Annotated in this window: 24 protein-coding genes and 1 pseudogene; 13 read left to right on the top strand and 12 right to left on the bottom strand. The window is 69.1% G+C overall.

Features of this window, described 5'->3' with window-relative positions; all coding sequences use genetic code 11:
• Window positions 1-86 precede the first annotated feature (86 nt).
• Window positions 87-608: pseudogene (locus ABZX92_RS31740) on the bottom strand (isochorismatase family protein); the annotation flags it as partial.
• A 1-nt stretch (window position 609) separates the two neighbouring features.
• Window positions 610-1,893, bottom strand: a complete 1,284-nt coding sequence (locus tag ABZX92_RS31735; protein ID WP_355567440.1) for a nicotinate phosphoribosyltransferase — start codon at window positions 1,891-1,893, stop codon at window positions 610-612.
• Window positions 1,894-1,972: 79 nt separating this feature from the next.
• On the opposite strand from ABZX92_RS31735, the gene clpS reads away from it, so the two are divergent.
• The 3 genes from clpS to ABZX92_RS31720 are packed head-to-tail and all read left to right on the top strand — an operon-like array spanning window position 1,973 to window position 3,734.
• Window positions 1,973-2,272 (top strand): ATP-dependent Clp protease adapter ClpS, encoded by a 300-nt coding sequence (gene clpS / locus ABZX92_RS31730; RefSeq protein WP_355567434.1) that lies wholly within the window; start codon window positions 1,973-1,975, stop codon window positions 2,270-2,272.
• Complete coding sequence (locus ABZX92_RS31725) at window positions 2,269-2,826, top strand: DUF2017 domain-containing protein (RefSeq protein ID WP_204764322.1); 558 nt, start codon at window positions 2,269-2,271, stop codon at window positions 2,824-2,826. The genes clpS and ABZX92_RS31725 overlap by 4 nt, the downstream gene beginning before the upstream one ends.
• A complete protein-coding gene (locus tag ABZX92_RS31720) occupies window positions 2,823-3,734 on the top strand; it encodes a P1 family peptidase (protein WP_355567431.1) in 912 nt (303 codons plus the stop codon). The genes ABZX92_RS31725 and ABZX92_RS31720 overlap by 4 nt, the downstream gene beginning before the upstream one ends.
• Here the strand turns inward: ABZX92_RS31720 and ABZX92_RS31715 are convergent.
• Genes ABZX92_RS31715 through ABZX92_RS31705 form a run of 3 tightly spaced genes read right to left on the bottom strand, consistent with a single transcriptional unit; the run spans window position 3,731 to window position 4,990 of the window.
• Window positions 3,731-4,150, bottom strand: coding sequence for an SRPBCC family protein (locus ABZX92_RS31715; RefSeq protein WP_355567428.1), 420 nt, complete (start codon window positions 4,148-4,150; stop codon window positions 3,731-3,733). The genes ABZX92_RS31720 and ABZX92_RS31715 overlap by 4 nt on opposite strands.
• Entirely contained in the window at window positions 4,150-4,647 is a 498-nt protein-coding gene (locus ABZX92_RS31710) for an SRPBCC family protein (protein ID WP_355567425.1), read from the bottom strand. The genes ABZX92_RS31715 and ABZX92_RS31710 overlap by 1 nt, the downstream gene beginning before the upstream one ends.
• Window positions 4,628-4,990, bottom strand: a complete 363-nt coding sequence (locus ABZX92_RS31705; RefSeq protein ID WP_355567423.1) for a metalloregulator ArsR/SmtB family transcription factor — start codon at window positions 4,988-4,990, stop codon at window positions 4,628-4,630. Before ABZX92_RS31705 ends, ABZX92_RS31710 begins: the two co-directional genes overlap by 20 nt.
• Window positions 4,991-5,100: 110 nt before the next feature.
• Here ABZX92_RS31705 and ABZX92_RS31700 point away from each other — a divergent pair, with 110 nt between their 5' ends.
• Genes ABZX92_RS31700 through ABZX92_RS31690 form a run of 3 tightly spaced genes read left to right on the top strand, consistent with a single transcriptional unit; the run spans window position 5,101 to window position 6,770 of the window.
• On the top strand, window positions 5,101-5,511 hold the full coding sequence (locus tag ABZX92_RS31700; protein ID WP_355567420.1) for a M67 family metallopeptidase: 411 nt from the start codon (window positions 5,101-5,103) through the stop codon (window positions 5,509-5,511).
• A gap of 28 nt (window positions 5,512-5,539) precedes the next feature.
• Window positions 5,540-5,812, top strand: coding sequence for a MoaD/ThiS family protein (locus tag ABZX92_RS31695; RefSeq protein WP_355567418.1), 273 nt, complete (start codon window positions 5,540-5,542; stop codon window positions 5,810-5,812).
• A gap of 7 nt (window positions 5,813-5,819) precedes the next feature.
• On the top strand, window positions 5,820-6,770 hold the full coding sequence (locus ABZX92_RS31690) for a cysteine synthase (RefSeq protein WP_355567415.1): 951 nt from the start codon (window positions 5,820-5,822) through the stop codon (window positions 6,768-6,770).
• A 123-nt stretch (window positions 6,771-6,893) separates the two neighbouring features.
• On the opposite strand, the gene ABZX92_RS31685 is transcribed toward ABZX92_RS31690, so the two are convergent.
• Window positions 6,894-7,754: an SMP-30/gluconolactonase/LRE family protein gene (locus ABZX92_RS31685; protein WP_355567412.1), complete on the bottom strand. Its 861-nt coding sequence runs from the start codon at window positions 7,752-7,754 to the stop codon at window positions 6,894-6,896.
• A gap of 32 nt (window positions 7,755-7,786) precedes the next feature.
• Here ABZX92_RS31685 and ABZX92_RS31680 point away from each other — a divergent pair, with 32 nt between their 5' ends.
• From ABZX92_RS31680 to ABZX92_RS31665, 4 genes are read left to right on the top strand one after another with little or no spacing between them, the layout of a single operon-like run.
• Complete coding sequence (locus ABZX92_RS31680; protein ID WP_355567409.1) at window positions 7,787-8,398, top strand: rhomboid family intramembrane serine protease; 612 nt, start codon at window positions 7,787-7,789, stop codon at window positions 8,396-8,398.
• 11 nt (window positions 8,399-8,409) lie between these two features.
• Window positions 8,410-9,171: a glutamate racemase gene (gene murI / locus ABZX92_RS31675; protein WP_355567438.1), complete on the top strand. Its 762-nt coding sequence runs from the start codon at window positions 8,410-8,412 to the stop codon at window positions 9,169-9,171.
• A gap of 1 nt (window position 9,172) precedes the next feature.
• Window positions 9,173-9,934, top strand: coding sequence for an MBL fold metallo-hydrolase (locus ABZX92_RS31670; RefSeq protein ID WP_355567406.1), 762 nt, complete (start codon window positions 9,173-9,175; stop codon window positions 9,932-9,934).
• 2 nt (window positions 9,935-9,936) lie between these two features.
• Window positions 9,937-10,353 (top strand): OsmC family protein, encoded by a 417-nt coding sequence (locus ABZX92_RS31665; RefSeq protein WP_355567404.1) that lies wholly within the window; start codon window positions 9,937-9,939, stop codon window positions 10,351-10,353.
• Here ABZX92_RS31665 and ABZX92_RS31660 read toward each other — a convergent pair.
• The gene (locus ABZX92_RS31660; RefSeq protein ID WP_355567402.1) at window positions 10,311-10,805 is read right to left on the bottom strand and encodes a DUF2231 domain-containing protein; all 495 of its coding nucleotides are present in this window, start codon (window positions 10,803-10,805) and stop codon (window positions 10,311-10,313) included. The genes ABZX92_RS31665 and ABZX92_RS31660 overlap by 43 nt on opposite strands.
• A gap of 49 nt (window positions 10,806-10,854) precedes the next feature.
• On the opposite strand from ABZX92_RS31660, the gene rph reads away from it, so the two are divergent.
• Together rph and rdgB are read left to right on the top strand one after the other, a co-directional pair.
• Window positions 10,855-11,619 (top strand): ribonuclease PH, encoded by a 765-nt coding sequence (rph, locus tag ABZX92_RS31655; protein ID WP_355567399.1) that lies wholly within the window; start codon window positions 10,855-10,857, stop codon window positions 11,617-11,619.
• A complete protein-coding gene (gene rdgB / locus ABZX92_RS31650) occupies window positions 11,616-12,215 on the top strand; it encodes an RdgB/HAM1 family non-canonical purine NTP pyrophosphatase (RefSeq protein WP_355567396.1) in 600 nt (199 codons plus the stop codon). Before rph ends, rdgB begins: the two co-directional genes overlap by 4 nt.
• 221 nt (window positions 12,216-12,436) lie before the next feature.
• Here the strand turns inward: rdgB and ABZX92_RS31645 are convergent, their stop codons facing one another.
• From ABZX92_RS31645 to ABZX92_RS31630, 4 genes are all read right to left on the bottom strand, one after another.
• Entirely contained in the window at window positions 12,437-12,775 is a 339-nt protein-coding gene (locus ABZX92_RS31645) for a multidrug efflux SMR transporter (protein ID WP_355567393.1), read from the bottom strand.
• A 282-nt stretch (window positions 12,776-13,057) separates the two neighbouring features.
• Entirely contained in the window at window positions 13,058-13,522 is a 465-nt protein-coding gene (gene bcp / locus ABZX92_RS31640) for a thioredoxin-dependent thiol peroxidase (RefSeq protein WP_355567390.1), read from the bottom strand.
• Window positions 13,523-13,531: 9 nt separating this feature from the next.
• On the bottom strand, window positions 13,532-14,059 hold the full coding sequence (locus tag ABZX92_RS31635) for a hypothetical protein (protein WP_355567387.1): 528 nt from the start codon (window positions 14,057-14,059) through the stop codon (window positions 13,532-13,534).
• 336 nt (window positions 14,060-14,395) lie between these two features.
• On the bottom strand, window positions 14,396-15,424 hold the full coding sequence (locus tag ABZX92_RS31630) for an LLM class flavin-dependent oxidoreductase (protein ID WP_355567384.1): 1,029 nt from the start codon (window positions 15,422-15,424) through the stop codon (window positions 14,396-14,398).
• Window positions 15,425-15,505: 81 nt separating this feature from the next.
• Between ABZX92_RS31630 and ABZX92_RS31625 the strand changes: the two genes are divergently transcribed.
• Window positions 15,506-16,564: an NAD(P)-binding domain-containing protein gene (locus ABZX92_RS31625; RefSeq protein ID WP_355567436.1), complete on the top strand. Its 1,059-nt coding sequence runs from the start codon at window positions 15,506-15,508 to the stop codon at window positions 16,562-16,564.
• On the opposite strand, the gene ABZX92_RS31620 is transcribed toward ABZX92_RS31625, so the two are convergent.
• Window positions 16,497-17,138 (bottom strand): DedA family protein, encoded by a 642-nt coding sequence (locus ABZX92_RS31620; protein WP_355567382.1) that lies wholly within the window; start codon window positions 17,136-17,138, stop codon window positions 16,497-16,499. The genes ABZX92_RS31625 and ABZX92_RS31620 overlap by 68 nt on opposite strands.
• Window positions 17,139-17,171: the final 33 nt, after the last annotated feature.

Genomic DNA, 17,171 nt, shown 5'->3' with positions numbered 1-17,171 from the left:
CCCGGCCCAGTAGAGATCGACATGAGCAGAGGCCTGCAGAAACGCCTGCACGCGATCAGGCCCGCACGGAAGCCCGGCGCCCCGCAGGCCGCGCGTAGTTCGTCGAGGGCGGCGGCGCGGGTCGTGGGGGCTACGGCTGCGGTCAGGTCGGCGAGCACGGTGGTGCGGAAGCCGTTCCGATGCGCGTCGAGGGCAGTGGCGCGGACGCAGTGGTCGGTCGCGATGCCGACGACGTCCACCTCGGTCACGCCCTGGTCCGTCAGCCACCCCGCGAGGTCGTTCTCCGCCTCGAAACCCGAGTAGGCGGCGGCGAACCGGCCCTTCGAGAACACCTGCTCGATCCCCGCCACGTCGAGCTCCGGGTGGAACGACGCACCGGGCGTCCCGGCCACGCAGTGCACCGGCCACGTGTCGATGAAGTCCGGCATGTCCGAGAAGTGCTCACCCGGATCCACGTGGTAGTCCCGCGTCGCCACCACGTGGTCGTACGAGGACGTGGCGATGTGCTGCGAGATGGCCGCGGCCACCGCGGCACCACCCGCGACAGCCAGCGAACCGCCCTCGCAGAAGTCGTTCTGCACGTCGACGACGATCAACGCCTTGGTCATGTCAACCCTCCAGGTAGATCGTCGGGATCGCGGGCTCGCCGCGCGAGAGCTTGAGGCCCTCCCACGGCACGCTCACCAGCGCCGCGCGCAGGTGTTCGCGGCTCTGCTCCAGCGTGGGTACCTCCGGCGAGATCTGTCCATCGCGCATCAGCGGGATCTGCACGAGCCGGTCGCCGGAACCGAGCTCGGGTTCCGCGGACGCCTGGAACACGACCTCCTCCAGCGCCGTGCCGGTGTCCTTGTGCCGCCGCAACGCCTTCTTCCAGCCGCCGCGCGACTGCTTGGACGTGCTGCGCTTCTCCACGTGCTTGCCGTTGACCTCGACCAGCTTGTAGACCATGCCCGCGGTCGGTGCGCCGGAGCCGGTCACCACGGACGTGCCGACGCCATACGCGTCAACGGGTTCGGCGCGCAGGGCGGCGATCGCGTACTCGTCCAGGTCGCTCGACACGACGATCCGGGTGTTGCGGGCGCCGAGCGAGTCGAGCTGGTCGCGGGCCTGCCTGGCCATCACACCGAGATCACCCGAGTCGATCCGGATCGCGCCGAGATCGGGCCCCGCGACCGCGACGGCCGTCTTGATGCCCTCGGTGATGTCGTAGGTGTCGACCAGCAACGTCGTGCCCACGCCCAACGCCTCGACCTGGCTGCGGAACGCCTCTTCTTCGCTGTCGTGCAGCAACGTGAACGCGTGCGCGCACGTGCCGGCCGTGGGGATGCCGTGACGGCGACCGGCTTCGAGGTTCGAGGTCGCGGTGAAGCCCGCCAGGTAGGCCGCGCGAGCACACGCCACGGCGGCTTCCTCGTGTGCGCGCCGCGAGCCCATCTCGATCATGCGGCGGCCGTTCGCGGCGGTCACCATGCGGGCGGCGGCGGACGCGATCGCGCTGTCGTGGTTGAGGATCGAGAGCACGAGCGTCTCCAGCACGACCCCCTCCGCGAACGACGCGCGCACGGTGAGGATCGGCGAGCCGGGGAAGTACAGCTCCCCGTCCGGGTATCCGTCGATCTCGCCGCGGAACTCGTAGTTCGCGAGCCATGCCAAAGTCGAATCGTCGACCACGGCGTTGCGGCGCAGCTGGTCGATCTCCTCCTCGCCGAAGCGGAAGTCCTGGATCGCCTCCAGCAGTCTGGTCACGCCCGCGACCACCCCGTAGCGGCGGCCGTCGGGGAGCCTGCGGGCGAAGACCTCGAACACGCACGGACGGTCACCAGTGCCGTCACGCAGCGCGGCCGCGAGCATGGTCAGCTCGTAGTGGTCCGTGAGCAACGCCGTCGAGTTCATGGTCACCAACCCTAAGGTCGCATCCGGTTTAGCCGCATGCGGTCTCCGCCACTGCGGCGAACATGACACCATTGGCGGTATGACCACGCCCGTCGAACAGGAACGGACGCAGCCGGAGGCCGTCGGCGAGGAGATCGCCGCCGAGGACCGACCCTGGCAGACCGTGGTCTGGAACGACCCGGTAAACCTGATGTCCTACGTGACGTACGTGTTCCAGAAGCTCTTCGGCTTCAGCAGGGACAAGGCGACCAAGCTGATGCTCGACGTGCACCACAAGGGCAGGGCGATCGTGACATCGGGCACCAAGGACAAGGTGGAGGCCGACGTGGCGAAGCTCCACGCGGCGGGACTCTGGGCGACCATGCAGCGGGCCTCGTGAAGCGGTGGATCCGCGACGGTGACGTCGTCATCGGGAGACTCGACCGCCAGGAGGCCGCAGTCGTGCGGGGTCTGGTCAGCCAGATCCAGGACATGCTGCTGGCCAGGGCCGAGGAGGCGCCCCAGGACGAGCTCGCCGAGCTGACCGGGATCAGGACGGGGCCGTCGGAAGCGCCCGACGATCCGATCCTGGGCCGGTTGTTGCCCGACTTCCACCGTTTGGACGACGACGCTCCCGACCCGGACGAGGTCAACTCCGCGGCGGCACTGCGGTCGTTGCACGAGCCCGAGCTTCTGGACCACAAGACGGGTGCGGCGGAGATCGTGCTGCAGACCTGCTCGCCCGACGGAGGAGAGATCCGCCTGTCGATCGGGGAGGCCGAGGCGTGGCTCGCGTCGTTGAACGACGTGCGGCTCGCGCTGGGCACGGCGCTGGACGTCACCGAGGACATGCCCGACGAGCTGCCGCCGGAGGACCCGCGCTCGCCGCACCTGGGTGTTTATCACTGGCTGACCTGGGTGCAGGACACGCTGGTCGAAGCGATGATGCCGTGATTCCCGGCGTTCTGGTCGGTCATCACCACCGCATCGAACCTGGCTGGGCGACCGGCACGACTGTCGTGCTCGTGCCTGACGGTGCCGTTGGGGCGGTGGACGGCCGCGGTGGTGCGCCCGGCACGCGTGAGACCGACCTGCTCGACCCCGCGAACCTGGTGCAGCAGGTGCACGCTGTGTGTTTGTCCGGCGGATCCGCTTACGGGCTGGCGGCCGCCGACGGTGTCATGCGGTGGCTGTCGGAGCGGTCGATCGGGTTCCAGGTGGGTGCGCAGCCGCACCACGTCGTGCCGATCGTGCCCGGCGCGGTGATCTTCGACCTGCCGATGTCCGAGTGGGGCAACCGGCCGGACTCGTCGTTCGGATACGAAGCTTGTGCCAGCGCCACAGCGGAATTCGCTCTCGGCTGCGTCGGCGCGGGTGCCGGTGCGCGCGTCGGTTCGCTGAAGGGCGGCGTCGGGACCGCGGCCACGAAGGTCGGCTCGTTCAACGTCGGCGCGCTCGCTGTCGTGAACGCGGCCGGCGAAGCCGTCGACCGCGCAACGGGTCTGCCGTGGCTGCCGTCGCTCGGCACGTCGGCGATCGCGCTGCCCGAACGCAAGACCGAAGGCCTCAACACCACGATCGGTGTGGTGGCGGTGGACGCGGCACTGTCCAAAGCGGAGTGTCAGCGGCTCGCGATGGCCGCGCAGGACGGACTCGCGCGCGCGATTCGGCCCGCCCACACGATGTTCGACGGGGACACGGTGTTCGCGCTGGCCACGGGTGCTGTGCCACTGGCGGAGCCGCGGGCGTTCGCACTGGACGCGCTGTGCACTGCGGCAGCGGAGATGTTCGCGGAGGCAGTGGTGTCGGGTACGCGCGAGGCGACGACTCTCAACGGTGTCACGGCTTTCCGGGACCTCTAGGCGTTGTCGACGTAGGCCTTGAAGTTCGCGAGGCCGCGTTCGGACTCCTCCCGCAGGACCTTGTTGATCCTGCGGTGGAACAACCTCAGCAGGACCGGCGTGCGGATCTCGTGCTCGGACACCATCAACGTGTGCTGGTCGTCGATCGCCGAGTAGCGGTTGGTGATCGTGTGGACCATTCCGCGCGCCTCGTAGCGAGAGATCCGTTCGTCGGCGCTCGCGGCCAGCACCGTCTCTTCCATGCGGAACTTCTTGTACGTGAGGGTCGCGGTCGACCCGGCAGCGCCCGGTGTCGGGGTGTGCGGGGTGATGCTGACCAGGTCGGGCTGCCAGCGCAGGAGGTGCTCCGGGTCGGACGTCAGCACCCGGACCTGCTCGATCGGCTTGTTCAGCACGACCTCCTCGGTGAACTTCATCAGAGCACCTCGACCCATTCCCCGGCGAGCTGCTCGGCCAGTGCGTGTGCCGCGGCCAGGTCTTCCGGTGCCGATGCGGCGATCCAGTCGACGGCGCGTCCCTCCGGCAGCTCACCCGCGAGGTACTTCTCCAGCGCGACCAGGCCCAGTTCCCAGCCGGCGCCGGTGCCGGGGACGAACTCGCCGGGCATGTGGGAGTGGATCAGCGTGAGGATCGTCGAGTCGCCGTCGGCTTCGAGCCGGACGAGGACGTCGGTGTTCATCTCGCCGATCTCCCAGGTCAGGCCGATCTCGGACGGCCGGTCGCAGTGGACGATCTCGCCGCCCGCGTTGCCTTCGAGCTGGTAGCGGCCGCCGATCCGCAGGTCGCCGCTGATCGGCAGGAACCAGCGGACCAGGCGTTCCGGCGTGGTGATGGCGTCCCAGACGTCCTCCCGGCCGGCTTTGTAGTGCCGTTGGATGACGAGCTTGCCGTCCTCATAGCCGCGGTCGGTCATCGTCTGCCTCCTCCTGGAGCCTGCGCTCGCGCTTTCCTCGCGCCAACTCGGTCGCGAGCGCGTCGAGGTGCGGTTCCCAGAACCGCCGGAAGTGGTCGAGCCACGCGTCGATCTCCCGCAGCGGGGCCGGCGCCACGGCGTAGAGCCGTCGGGTTCCTTCGGCTCTGACCTGGACGAACCCGTTCGATCGCAACACCTTCAGGTGCTGTGAGACTGCCGACTGGGTGATCCCGAACTCGGCCTGGACGGTGGCGCCGACGTCACCTGCCGCCCGCTCACCGGTGGCGAGCAGCTCCAGGATCCGGCGGCGGACCGGGTCGCCGAGAACGTCGAACGCGTGCACGGGACGCACTGTAGTAGCTATCACTAATATTAGCCAGAGCTAAAACAAACTGCGTGACGTGGGTATCTCGCATACCGAGACAACTCCAGCCAGCCCGTAGGATTGAGCACGTGCTGGTGATTCGCCGTGACCTGGTGGACGCGATGGTGGCCCACGCGCGCCGCGACCACCCCGACGAGGCGTGCGGGGTGATCGCCGGGCCGTACGGGTCCGACCGTCCTGAACGCTTCATCGAGATGGAGAACGCCGAGAGGTCGCCCACGTTCTACCGGTTCGACGCCGCGGAGCAGCTCAAGGTGTGGCGCGAGATGGACGCCCAGGACGAGGTGCCGGTGGTCATCTACCACTCGCACACCGCCACCGAGGCGTACCCGTCGCGCACCGACATCTCGTTCGCGGGCGAGCCGGACGCCCACTACGTGCTGGTCTCGACGCGTGACCCGATCGAGCACGAGGTGCGGTCGTACCGCATCGTCGACGGTGTCGTGACCGAGGAACCCGTCAAGATCATCGAGTCCTGAGTTACGTTTCTGCGGAGGTAGAACCATCATGGCCGTCACCGTGTCGATCCCGACCATCCTGCGCACCCACACCGGGGGCGAGAAGTCGGTGTCCGCTGCCGGTACGACGCTCGCCGAGGTCATCGACGACCTGGAGAACAACCACGGCGGCCTCAAGGCCCGCCTGGTCAAGGAAGGCGCGCTGCACCGCTTCGTCAACGTCTACGTCAACGACGAGGACGTGCGCTTCGCCGGTGGCCTCACCGCCCCGGTGAAGGACGGCGACAACGTCACCATCCTCCCGGCCGTCGCGGGCGGCTGATCTTCTGATGGCCCGCTACGACTCGCTCCTGGACGCGCTCGGCGGGACACCGCTGGTGGGCCTGCCGAACCTGGCGCCGTCGGAGAACGTGCGCATCTGGGCGAAGCTGGAAGACCGCAACCCGACCGGCTCGATCAAGGACCGGCCCGCGCTGGCCATGATCGAGGCGGCGGAGCGGGACGGCATCCTGCGTCCCGGCGCGACCATCCTGGAGCCGACGTCCGGCAACACCGGTATCTCCCTGGCGATGGCCGCGAAGCTCAAGGGCTACGGCCTGGTGTGCGTGATGCCGGAGAACACCTCGACCGAGCGCAAGCAGCTGCTGCAGGCCTACGGCGCGCGGATCGTGTTCTCGCCTGCCGCCGGCGGGTCGAACCAGGCCGTCGCGACGGCCAAGGAGCTCGCCAAGCAGAACCCGGACTGGATCATGCTCTACCAGTACGGGAACCCGGCGAACGCGGAGGCGCATTTCCGCGGCACCGGCCCGGAGATCCTGAAGGACCTGCCTGAGATCACCCACTTCGTGGCCGGGCTGGGGACGACCGGCACGCTGGTCGGCGCCGGGCGGTTCCTGCGCGAGGCCAAGCCCGACGTGCAGATCATCGCCGCCGAACCGCGCTACGGCGAGCTGGTCTACGGCCTGCGGAACCTGGACGAGGGCTTCGTGCCGGAGCTGTACGACGAGTCGGTGCTGACCGGGCGGTACTCGGTCGGTTCGTACGACGCGTTGCGCCGCACCCGGCAGCTGCTGGAGTCCGAGGGGATCTTCGCCGGCATCTCGACGGGCGCGATCCTGCACGCGGCGCTGGCCGTGGCGCAGAAGGCCGAGGTGGCCGGCAAGACCGCGGACATCGTGTTCATCGTGGCCGACGCGGGCTGGAAGTACCTGTCCACCGGCGCGTACGCCGGCACTCTGGACGAGGCGGCCGCCAGGCTCGACGGCCACCTCTGGGCGTGATCCTTTACAGGGCACCCTTCCAGGCGTGATCCTCACTCATGGTGAACCCCCCAGGTGTTCATCGGCTGAAGTGCGGACCCTAGCCTGCAAGGGTGCCTTTGAGCAGCGAGTACGCGGGCGCAGTTAGCCGTTGAAGGCGACGCCCGGCAGACCAGCGCCGACGCCGGGCAGCACGAGCACCGAGCCGTTCAACTGCCGTTGCGTCAACGCCTCGTCCGACAGGCCGACGCGGGCTGACGTGACGTAGAGGTCGGTGAAGTCCTGGCCGCCGAAGCAGCACGCGGTCGGGTTGTCGACCGGCAGCTGGATCTCGCGGTCCAGTTCTCCGGCCGGGGTGTAGCGGCGGACGGCGTGCCCGCCCCACAGCGCGACCCACACGCAACCGTCGGCGTCCACGGTGAGCCCGTCCGGCCAGCCCTCGGTGTTGCCGACGTGGGTGAGCGGGCGGCGGTTCGCGACGGTGCCGGCGGCGTTGTCGAAGTCGAACACGTCGATGCGGCGGGTCGGGGTGTCGATGTAGTACATCAGCGTGCCGTCGGGGCTCCAGCCGACGCCGTTGCTCGTGTTCACCTTGTCCACCATGACCTTCGCGGCGCCCTCGCCGGTGATCCTGGCGAGCCAGCCCTCGTCGGAGGCCTGGTCGTAGCGCATCGTGCCGGCCCACAGCCGGCCCGACGGGTCGATGCCCGCGTCGTTGCCGCGCACGCCGTCGCGTGCCCAGTAGACGAGCCACGACTTGGTGCCGTCGCGGTCGACCAGCGCGATGCCGTCGCGCAGGTTGCAGACGATGCCGCCCATCGCGCGCGGCTTGGCGGCGCCGACGTGCTGGGGGAGCACGAGCACCGCGTCGTCGTCCCGCGCGGGGGCGTACCGGTGCACTTCGGACGCCAGGATGTCCACCCACAGCAAGGTGGAGCTGCTGTGGTCCCACGTCGGCCCCTCGCCGAGCTGGGCCGATGCGCGCACCGCTACTTCAATCGCCACCCGATCACTCTATGGCCACGTACTCTGAACTCGTGGACCGCACCGCCCTCGCGAAACGGGTCATCCCGCCGCACCCCGTGCTGTCGTTGCTCGTCGTGGCCGGGTTCGTCGGCTTCCTCTACCTGGTCGAGGCGTACGACGTGGCGACCGGCAGCTCGCTGGAGAACGAGGGCGTGCACCCGCGCGACTTCAGCGAGTGGGACAACCTGCTGTGGATGCCGCTGATCCACGGCGACTGGAGCCACCTCACCGGCAACGCGGTTCCGTTGCTGCTGCTGGGGTTCCTCGCGACCTCGGGTGGGCTCAAGCAGTTCTTCCAGGTCACCGCGGTCATCTGGCTGAGCTCCGCGCTGGGCGTCTGGGTGTTCGGCAGTCCCGGCAGCCACATCGGCGCGTCCGGGCTGGTGTTCGGGTTCCTCGCGTTCCTGCTGGTGCGCGGAATCTTCGCGAAGTCGTGGCTGCAGCTGCTGATCGCGGTCGGCGTGTTCGCGTTGTACGGCGCGGCTTTGTGGGGAGTGCTGCCCGGGCAGCCCGGGGTGTCGTGGGAAGGCCACCTGTTCGGCGCAATCGGTGGCGTGCTGGCCGCGTGGGGTGTGTCTCGTGACAACCGGCGCAGCACGGCACCGGCTACATTCACGGCGTGACGATCGGGATCATGGACTCGGGCGTCGGCGGCCTGACGGTCGCCCGCGCGATCATGGACCAGCTGCCGGGCGAGTCGATCCACTACATCGGCGACACGGCCAACGGTCCTTATGGGCCACTGCCGATCGCGCAGGCGCGCAAGCACGCGCTGGAGGTCTGCGACCGGCTGGTCGACGAGGGCTCGAAGATGCTGGTGATCGCGTGCAACACCGCGTCCGCCGCGTGCTTCCGCGACGCCCGTGAGCGCTACGACGTGCCGGTGGTCGAGGTGATCCTGCCGGCCGTGCGCCGTGCGGTTCGCACCACGCATTCCGGGCGCATCGGCGTGATCGCGACTCAGGGCACGATCAACTCGCACGCCTATCAGGACGCTTTTCAAGCCGCGCGCGACGTGACCGTGACCGCCGCCGCGTGTCCTCGGTTCGTGGACTTCGTCGAGCGCGGCATCACCTCGGGGCGGCAGGTGCTCGGGCTGGCGCAGGCGTACCTGGAGCCGTTGCAACGGGCTGATGTCGACACCGTGGTGCTGGGCTGCACGCACTACCCGTTGCTGACCGGCGTGATCCAGATCGTGATGGGCGAGGCCGTGACGCTGGTGTCGAGCGCCGAGGAGACGGTGAAGGACGTCGTGCGGCTGCTGACCGAACGCGACGAGTTCGCTTCCGAATCCACCACTGGCCCGCCCGTGCACCGGGTGACCTGCACCGGTCCGCCGGAGCGGTTCGCGAAGCTCGCCGCCCGGTTCCTGCCGACCTTCGAACAGTGGGGCTGATGTGCTGCTGACCGTGCTCGGCTGCTCCGGCAGCATTCCCGGACCCGGCGCGGCCGCCTCGGGTTATCTGCTGGAGGCCGACGGGTTCACGCTGGCGCTGGAGTTCGGGAACGGGGTGCTGTCGCGGTTCCAGGAGGAACGCCCGTTGTTCTCGATGGACGCGCTTGTGCTCTCGCACCTGCATCCTGATCACTGCATCGACGTGTCTTCGCTTTACGTGGCGCGGAAGTACCACCCGGTGCCGCCGTCCGGTCCGTTGCCGGTGTACGCGCCTGCTGAGGCGCCGTCTCGTTTTGTGGCCGCCTATGCGCCGAATGCAGCCGAGCGGTCGTCGTTGGACTTCAGCGACGTCTTCTCGTTCCACGGGTTGGGTTCGCGAGTCCAGATCGGACCGTTCACTGTGGACTCGGCGGTGGTCGCGCATCCTTGTGAGGCTTACGGGTTCCGGATTTCGTGCGGCGGCGTGTCGCTGGCTTACACGGGCGACAGCGGGGTTTGCGCGGCGCTGGACTCGTTGGCCGCAGGGGTCGACGTGCTGCTGAGCGAAGCGAGCTGGACGCACGCCGTGGATCGTCAGCCGGATCTGCACATGTCCGGGCGTGAGGCCGGGGAGTTGGCGGCGCGGGCCGGTGCGGGGCGGTTGCTGATCACGCACGTGCCGCCGTGGACGTCGCGTGAGGATGTGCTGGAAGAGGCGCGAGCCGCGTTCGACGGACCGGGTGAGCTGGTCGTGCAGGGCGGCCGGTACGAGGTGGGGGAGTAGCCGTGATCGAGCTGGAGAGAGTCGGCGAGCACGAGTTCGTCGCCACGAACGGGCGTGGCGCGTCCGTGCGGATCGGCCGCAAGGGGCAGGAGGGCTCGTTCAGCCCGGTCGAGCTGCTGGTGGCGGCCGCGGCGGGTTGCGCGCTGGTCACCTCGGAGACGCTGATCCTGCGTCGCACCGGCGGCGAGACGCTGACGGCGGTCGCGGACGCGGTCCAGTCCGAGAGCGGCAACGAGGTGATCTCCATCCCGGTGACGCTCTCGTACGACCTGTCCGCGGTGGACGACCCGGCGGCGCTCGAAACCGTCGTCCGGCGCGCCGTGGAGCAGTTCTGCACGGTCACGCGGACGTTGAAGCAGTCGGCAACGGCGCCCCTTCAGCTGCCGACGCCGCTCCAGACCACTTCGGACCCGCTGTGACCGGTGCGCACGGTCTGGTAGACGGTGCCGGCCGCGAGCAGGATCACCAGCACGGACACCACGACTGAGATCACCCTCCACGTCTTCGTGGTGGGTGCCTCCGCCTGCCGCTCCCGGTCCGCGAGCCTGCCAGCGACCAGCAGCGCGATGACCGCGACCCCGAACCCGAGCGCGATCGGCAGCAACGTCGTGCCGAGATCCGCGTGGGCCTGGATGGCGGGGTTGGGCCCGACCTTGTTCTCGAGCGAGGCCATGAGGTCCTCACCGGCCTGTTTGGCCACCGGGACCGCCGCGACACCGGCCAGCGTGACGCCCAGAACAGGCCACGCGTACTTCTGCCGCCAGCGCGGGACCAGCGCGATCGCGACCGAGCTGAGCGCCGCGAGGGGCAGCAGCACGACCACCGCGTGCACCAGCAACGGGTGAAGCGGAATACCGTCGATCGTCAGCATGTCTCTCCCTACGCCATGGCGCTCCGCAGGGTTCATTAGGGTAGGCCGCGTGGTGCGAAGCGACGGCCGAAATGATGACGTGTTGCGTGACATCCGGATCACGCGTGGATATCAGACCTGGCCCGCGGGCTCGGTCCTGATCGAGTTCGGGAACACCCGCGTGCTGTGCGCCGCGAGTGTCACCGAAGGTGTCCCCCGCTGGCGGCAGGGCTCCGGCCTCGGCTGGGTGACCGCCGAGTACGCGATGCTCCCGTCCGCGACGCACACCCGCAGCGACCGCGAGTCCGTGAAGGGCCGCATCGGCGGCCGCACCCACGAGATCTCACGCCTGATCGGGCGATCTTTGCGGGCGTGCATCGACCTGGCGTCGCTGGGCGAGAACACGATCGTCATCGACTGCGACGTGATCCAGGCCGACGGCGGCACCCGCACGGCCGCGGTCACCGGCGCCTATGTCGCGCTGGCCGACGCGGTCACGTGGCTGGGCGCGGCCGGCCGGCTGGCTGACCCGTCACCGCTGTCCTGCGCGGTGTCCGCCGTGTCGGTCGGTGTGGTCGACGGGCGCGTGCGGCTGGACCTGCCGTACGAGGAGGACTCGCGGGCCGAGGTCGACATGAACGTCGTCGCCACCGACGCCGGCACGCTGATCGAGGTTCAGGGCACCGGTGAGGGCGCCACCTTCGCCCGGTCCACTTTGGACCGGATGCTGGACGTGGCGTTGCAGGGCTGCGCGGAGCTGAACCGCATCCAGGCGGCCGTGCTGGCCGAGCCCTACCCCGGTGTGCTGCCGGAGCCCAAGGCGAGCCGGCGATGAAGCTCCTGCTGGCCTCGCGCAACGCGAAGAAGCTGCGCGAGCTGCAGCGCATCGTGGCTTCCGAGGGCCTGGACGGCATCGAGGTGCTGTCGCTTTCGGACGTGCCGGAGTTCCCCGAGGCGCCCGAGACCGCGCCGGACTTCGAGGGCAACGCGGTGGCGAAGGCCCGTGACGCCGCCTTGGCGACCGGGCTCGTGTCCATCGCGGACGACTCCGGGCTCGCGGTCGACGAGCTGAACGGCATGCCCGGCGTTCTGTCGGCCCGGTGGTCCGGCCGGCACGGCGACGACGAGGCCAACCTGGATTTGCTCTTGGGTCAGCTCGGCGACGTGCCGGACGAACGCCGTGGTGCGGCGTTCGTCTCGGTGGTGGCGCTCGTCGTGCCCGGCGGCGAAGAGGTCGTGGTGCGCGGCGAGTGGCGTGGCACGTTGCTGCGGGCTCGGCGCGGGACCAACGGGTTCGGTTACGACCCGATCTTCGTGCCCGAGGGGTACGAGATCACGTCTGCCGAGATGACGGCGGAGCAGAAGGACGCGGAGTCGCACCGCGGCCGCGCCCTCAAGCTCCTGGTCCCGTACCTCCGCAAACTCAGCTAGGCGGTTGATTTCCAGACGTTGGCTCTGTTGGCGTCCGCAAGTACCACCAACTCTTGATCACATCGCCGCTGACCGCACCAACCGGCCCTGGAACGGCCGTCGCGGTCGGACGTGGGCCGGGACAGCCTGTGCACGGTGCCGCTGATCACGCTGGAAGGCTCGGTACTTGCAGACGCCGTGGCCACCAGGCAGGCGTGAAGCGTGCCCTTGGAATCAACCGGCTAGGCGGTGGCGTGTGCGTGGGACGCGACAGACACCACGCACACGCCGGCCGCGATCAACGCCATGCCGGCGAGCATCGCGAGGTTCAGCGGGTCGGCGAAGAGCACGCGGCTCGTGATGGCGACGAGTGCGATGCCGGCGCCGGCCCAGATCGCGTAGGTGATGGCGACGGGCACGCCCATCCGGATCACCTGGGATTCGAGGTAGAGCGCGGTGAGGAAACCCGCGCCCAGACCGAACACGGGCCACGGTTTCGTGAAGCCGTCGGAGTACTTCAGACAAAGGGTCGCGAAAACCTCCGCGCCCACGGCGACGGCGAGCAGTATCCACTTGAGCATTGAATTTTCCCAGCACGAAATGCACGCAGCGCTAGGCGTGCGTGTTTGAGGACGAACGGACGACGGGGCCTAGAAGGCCAGGTCAACCGCCTCGCGTGGGGAAGTGGACGCGCAAGACGAAATCAGACGGGATGTCGGGGCCGCGAGGTGCCGTCAAGCGACACACGGTGTATCACCCTCACCGGAACAAGGGGCGGCATTTGTTGCACGCCCTCGCCACGACCATACCCGAAGAAGGGGCCGCCGCCGCAAGCTCAATGCGACGGCGGCCCCCGAAAGAAGTCAGGCCGGGAGTTCGCGCAGCAGCTTGGCGACGTGGCCGGTGGCGCGGACGTTGTACATGGCCTTGACGATCTTGCCGTCAGGGCCGACGAGGAACGTCGAGCGGATGACGCCCTGGACGGTGCGGCCGTAGTTCTGCTTCTCGCCGTACGCGCCCCACTCGACCAGCACGGTCTTGTCCGGGTCGCCGAGGAGCGGGAAGTTCAGGCCCTCCGCCAAGCGGAACTTGGCCAGCTTCTCCTGCTTGTCGGGCGAGATGCCGACGACCTCGTAGCCCGACGAGGCCAGCTCGCCGAGGTTGTCGCGGAAGTCGCAGGCCTGCTTGGTGCAGCCCGGCGTGCTGGCGGCCGGGTAGAAGTACACGACCACGGACTTGCCGAGGTAGTCGGACAGGGACACCGGCTTGCCCTCGCTGTCGGGCAGCGTGAAGGCGGGCGCGGTGTCTCCGGGTTCGAGACGAGTCATGCCAGCAGACTAGGCCTGGCCCTCGAAAACGGTCGCCGCGTCCTGGCCCTGGCCACCCGGCTGGACGGTCAGCCGCATCTGCACGGGCAGCTCGGAGACGGCGAAGGCGACCTGGATCTGGGTGTCGCGGCCAGGCGGGAGCTCCGCCACCGCGCCGGCGAGGCCGTTGAGGCCCTGGACCGAGTCGACCAGCTCGGCGGCCGGGGAGCCGTCGGTCGTGGCGCGCACGGACAGCTGGGACGGGCGGTACGAGGCCTTGGAGCCGTTGTAGACGGTGATCGTGAAGACCGCGGTGCGCTTGGCGGGTGGGATGGCCGTGGCCGACGGGGCCAGTGAGCGCGGGGCGGACACGACGACGGACAGGCCCGAGGCCCACACGCGCTGGGTGCCGAAAGCGGCGGCGCCGGACGCGCTCGGCGTCTCGGCTCGCTGTTCGACTGTCAGGTTCTCGTCCGGGGTGACGGCGACACCGGGGCCCGCACATCCCGCCACGGCCAGCAGCAGGCACAGGCCCGCGGCCGATTTGGCGAACTTCACGAACTCCCCTTTCCCACCCCGGCGGTGGGTGTGAACGACTCCCGTCAACTGTGACGGTGCCGAAGGGGTGGTGGGGACCGAAAAGGGGCCTTGAAGCGCACCTGGTGCCGGGCCGTGGCCGTCTCGTGATGGGCGACGTGGGCGGCGCCACAGAGTGCGCCTGCCCCACGTCGTCCTGGCGGCGAACCGCCGGGTGAAGCTAGGGAGCGCGTCGGGGGGCGTGCGCGCTCACACCGATCATCGCCCACGGTGTGTCCGGCGCTACAAGGGGAGCCGTTTATCACCCGTTCAGAGCAGCGTCAGTCGTACGAAACGTGAAGGTCACGCGTGGCCGACTCACGTATGTGCGGCTGAACGGCCCAGAGACGGCGTCCGTTCGGCCACCTCGCTGAGCAGTTCGAAGGAACGGAGGCGGTCCGAGTGCCCGTGCACGATCGTCGTCACCATCAGCTCGTCGGCGGCCGTCGACTCCATCAACTCGTCGAGCCCCGCGCGGACCGTTGAGGGGGATCCGATGATCTGGGTGGACATGCGGTCCTCGATCACCAGCTCGTCGATCTCGGTGTACGGGTAGTCCGCTGCCTCCTCTGGCGTGGACAGCGGCGCCGGACGTCCCTGGCGCAGCTGCACGAACGACAGCGCGCCCGGACCGGCGATGTACCGCGCGTGCTCGTCGGTGTCCGCGACGATCACCGACGCGCACACCATCGCGTACGGCTCGGACAGCACCTCGGACGGGCGGAAGTGCCGCCGGTACAGCTCCAGCGCGGGCAGCGTGTTCTGCGCGCTGAAGTGGTGGGCGAACGCGAACGGCAGCCCCAGCAGACCCGCGGCCTGCACGCTGTAGCCGGACGAGCCGAGCAGCCAGATCGGCGGCTTGTTGCCCGCGGCGGGCACGGCGTTGAGGTCGTTGGTGCCCTCGAAGTACTTGATGAGCTCGGTCAGCTCCTGCGGGAAGTTCTCCGCGGAGAGACCGGCTTCGGTGCGCCGCAACGCCCGTGCCGTCTTCTGGTCCGTGCCGGGCGCGCGGCCGATGCCGAGGTCGATGCGGCCGGGGTGCAGGGCTTCGAGCACGCCGAACTGCTCCGCCACGACCAGCGGCGGGTGGTTCGGCAGCATCACGCCGCCGGAGCCGACGCGGATCGTCGACGTGGCGGACGCGATGTGCTCGATCAGCACGGCGGGCACCGACGACGCGATGCCCGGCATGTTGTGGTGCTCGGCGAACCAGTAGCGGTGGTAGCCGAGACGTTCGGCCTGCTGAGCGAGTTCCCGCGAGTTCCGCAGCGCGGTCGTCGCGTCTGATCCCGAGGTGATGGGAGCGAGGTCGAGGACGGACAGCGGTATCTCACTGAGACGGCTCATACATCGATTAACACCGATACTCGGGGTTCTTCTTCCGTGACGCGGGTAACTCGTTCCGCTGAGAAGAACCGGGGCGCGCGCGTGGTTTACGTGTACGTGACGGACGTGGTGGTGATCGGCGCGGGACAGGCGGGCCTGTCCGCCTCGTACTTCCTGCGGCGGCGGGAGGTCGACCACGTCGTGCTGGACGCGAACGACGCTCCCGGCGGCGCGTGGCTGCACCGCTGGCCGAGCCTGCGGATGCGGACCGTGCACGGCATCCACGAGCTGCCCGGCATGCCTTTCGAGCAGCCCTCGCCGGACGAGCGCGCCAACGAGGCGATCCCGGACTACTTCGCCCGCTACGAACAGCTCTTCGACCTGCCGGTGATCCGCCCGGTCAACGTCACGCAGGTGCTGAACGACGGCGAACTGCTCAAGGTCGAGACCGACAACGGCGTCTGGACCACGCGGGGCCTGATCAACGCGACCGGTACCTGGCGCCGCCCGTTCTGGCCGTACTACCCAGGCCAGGAGACGTTCCGCGGCCGCCAGCTGCACACCGCCGACTACCAGGGGCCCGAGGAGTTCGCGGGTAAGCGGGTCGTGGTGGTGGGTGGCGGGGCTTCCGCGACGCAACTGCTCATGGAGCTCGCCCCGCTCGCTTCAGAGACCCGGTGGGTCACGCGGCACGAACCGGTGTGGCGCGAAGGGCCGTTCACCGAGGACTACGGCCGCTGGGTCGTCGGCATGGTCGAGGAACGCGTCCGCAAGGGACTGATCCCGCGCAGCGTCGTGAGCGTGACCGGTCTGCCGTTGAACGACCAGACGCGCGCCGCGATCGCCAGTGGTGTGCTGGACCGCAGGCTGATGTTCGACCGCATCACGCCGAACGGGGTGGAGTGGGCGTCCGGCGAGCACTTCGGCGCCGACGTCATCCTGTGGGCGACGGGATTCCGGCACGACCTCGACCACCTCGCGCCGCTGCACCTGCGTGCGCCCGGCGGTGGGATTCAGGTCGACGGCACTCGCGTCGTCTCAGACCCGCGCATCCACCTCGTGGGCTACGGGCCGTCGGCGAGCACGATCGGCGCTAACCGCGCTGGTCGGAGTGCTGTTCGCGAGCTGATGAAGCACCTCGACGCCCAGAAAGTCGCATGATCACGAAGATCACGAGCGCGACGACTGCCAGCCCGAGCACGACCTTCGAGGCGATGCCGACGTACTGCTCGACCAGGTGCCAGTTGTCGCCCAGCAGGTAGCCCGCGAGGATCAACGCCGTGTTCCACAACAGGCTGCCGGCCGCTGTGCAGGCGAGGAACGGCACGAGCCGCATGCGTTCCACTCCGGCCGGGATGGAGATCAGGCTGCGGAACACCGGGATCATCCGGCCGAAGAACACCGTGCGGTAGCCGTTGCGCAGGAACCACGCCTCGGTCCTGTCCACATCGGACACCCGGACGAGCGGCATGCGGGCGGCGATGCGGCGCACCCGGTCGCGGCCCAGCAGAGCGCCGATCCAGTACAGGACCAGGGCTCCGGCCACCGAACCGGACGTGGTCCAGAGAATGGCGTCGAACAGCGACATCTTGCCCTGCGCGGCGGTGAAACCGGCCAGTGGCAGGAAAACCTCGCTGGGCAGCGGCGGGAACAGGTTCTCCAGCGCGATCGCCAAAGCCGCTCCGGGTGCGCCGGCCGTGTGCATCAGGTCGGTGACCCGGTCGACCAAGTTCATGCAATCCAAGTTACGTGGAGGCCGAGGTGAGCG

The organism is Lentzea sp. NPDC006480 (assembly GCF_040611995.1).
In the GTDB taxonomy this organism is placed as follows: Bacteria; Actinomycetota; Actinomycetes; order Mycobacteriales; family Pseudonocardiaceae; genus Lentzea.
The sequence above is the reverse complement of the archived record's forward strand: the minus strand, read 5'-3'. Positions and strand labels throughout refer to the sequence as shown.

Coding starts and splice junctions, on each gene's coding strand:
- ABZX92_RS31690 (WP_355567415.1), top strand. CDS start 5,820: ATGGCCCGCTACGACTCGCTCCTGGACGCGCTCGGCGGGACACCGCTG.
- rdgB (WP_355567396.1), top strand. CDS start 11,616: ATGAAGCTCCTGCTGGCCTCGCGCAACGCGAAGAAGCTGCGCGAGCTG.
- ABZX92_RS31735 (WP_355567440.1), bottom strand. CDS start 1,893: ATGAACTCGACGGCGTTGCTCACGGACCACTACGAGCTGACCATGCTC.
- clpS (WP_355567434.1), top strand. CDS start 1,973: ATGACCACGCCCGTCGAACAGGAACGGACGCAGCCGGAGGCCGTCGGC.
- ABZX92_RS31715 (WP_355567428.1), bottom strand. CDS start 4,150: ATGAAGTTCACCGAGGAGGTCGTGCTGAACAAGCCGATCGAGCAGGTC.
- ABZX92_RS31710 (WP_355567425.1), bottom strand. CDS start 4,647: ATGACCGACCGCGGCTATGAGGACGGCAAGCTCGTCATCCAACGGCAC.
- ABZX92_RS31660 (WP_355567402.1), bottom strand. CDS start 10,805: ATGCTGACGATCGACGGTATTCCGCTTCACCCGTTGCTGGTGCACGCG.
- ABZX92_RS31630 (WP_355567384.1), bottom strand. CDS start 15,424: ATGAGCCGTCTCAGTGAGATACCGCTGTCCGTCCTCGACCTCGCTCCC.
- ABZX92_RS31620 (WP_355567382.1), bottom strand. CDS start 17,138: ATGAACTTGGTCGACCGGGTCACCGACCTGATGCACACGGCCGGCGCA.
- ABZX92_RS31645 (WP_355567393.1), bottom strand. CDS start 12,775: ATGCTCAAGTGGATACTGCTCGCCGTCGCCGTGGGCGCGGAGGTTTTC.
- murI (WP_355567438.1), top strand. CDS start 8,410: ATGGACTCGGGCGTCGGCGGCCTGACGGTCGCCCGCGCGATCATGGAC.
- ABZX92_RS31695 (WP_355567418.1), top strand. CDS start 5,540: ATGGCCGTCACCGTGTCGATCCCGACCATCCTGCGCACCCACACCGGG.
- bcp (WP_355567390.1), bottom strand. CDS start 13,522: ATGACTCGTCTCGAACCCGGAGACACCGCGCCCGCCTTCACGCTGCCC.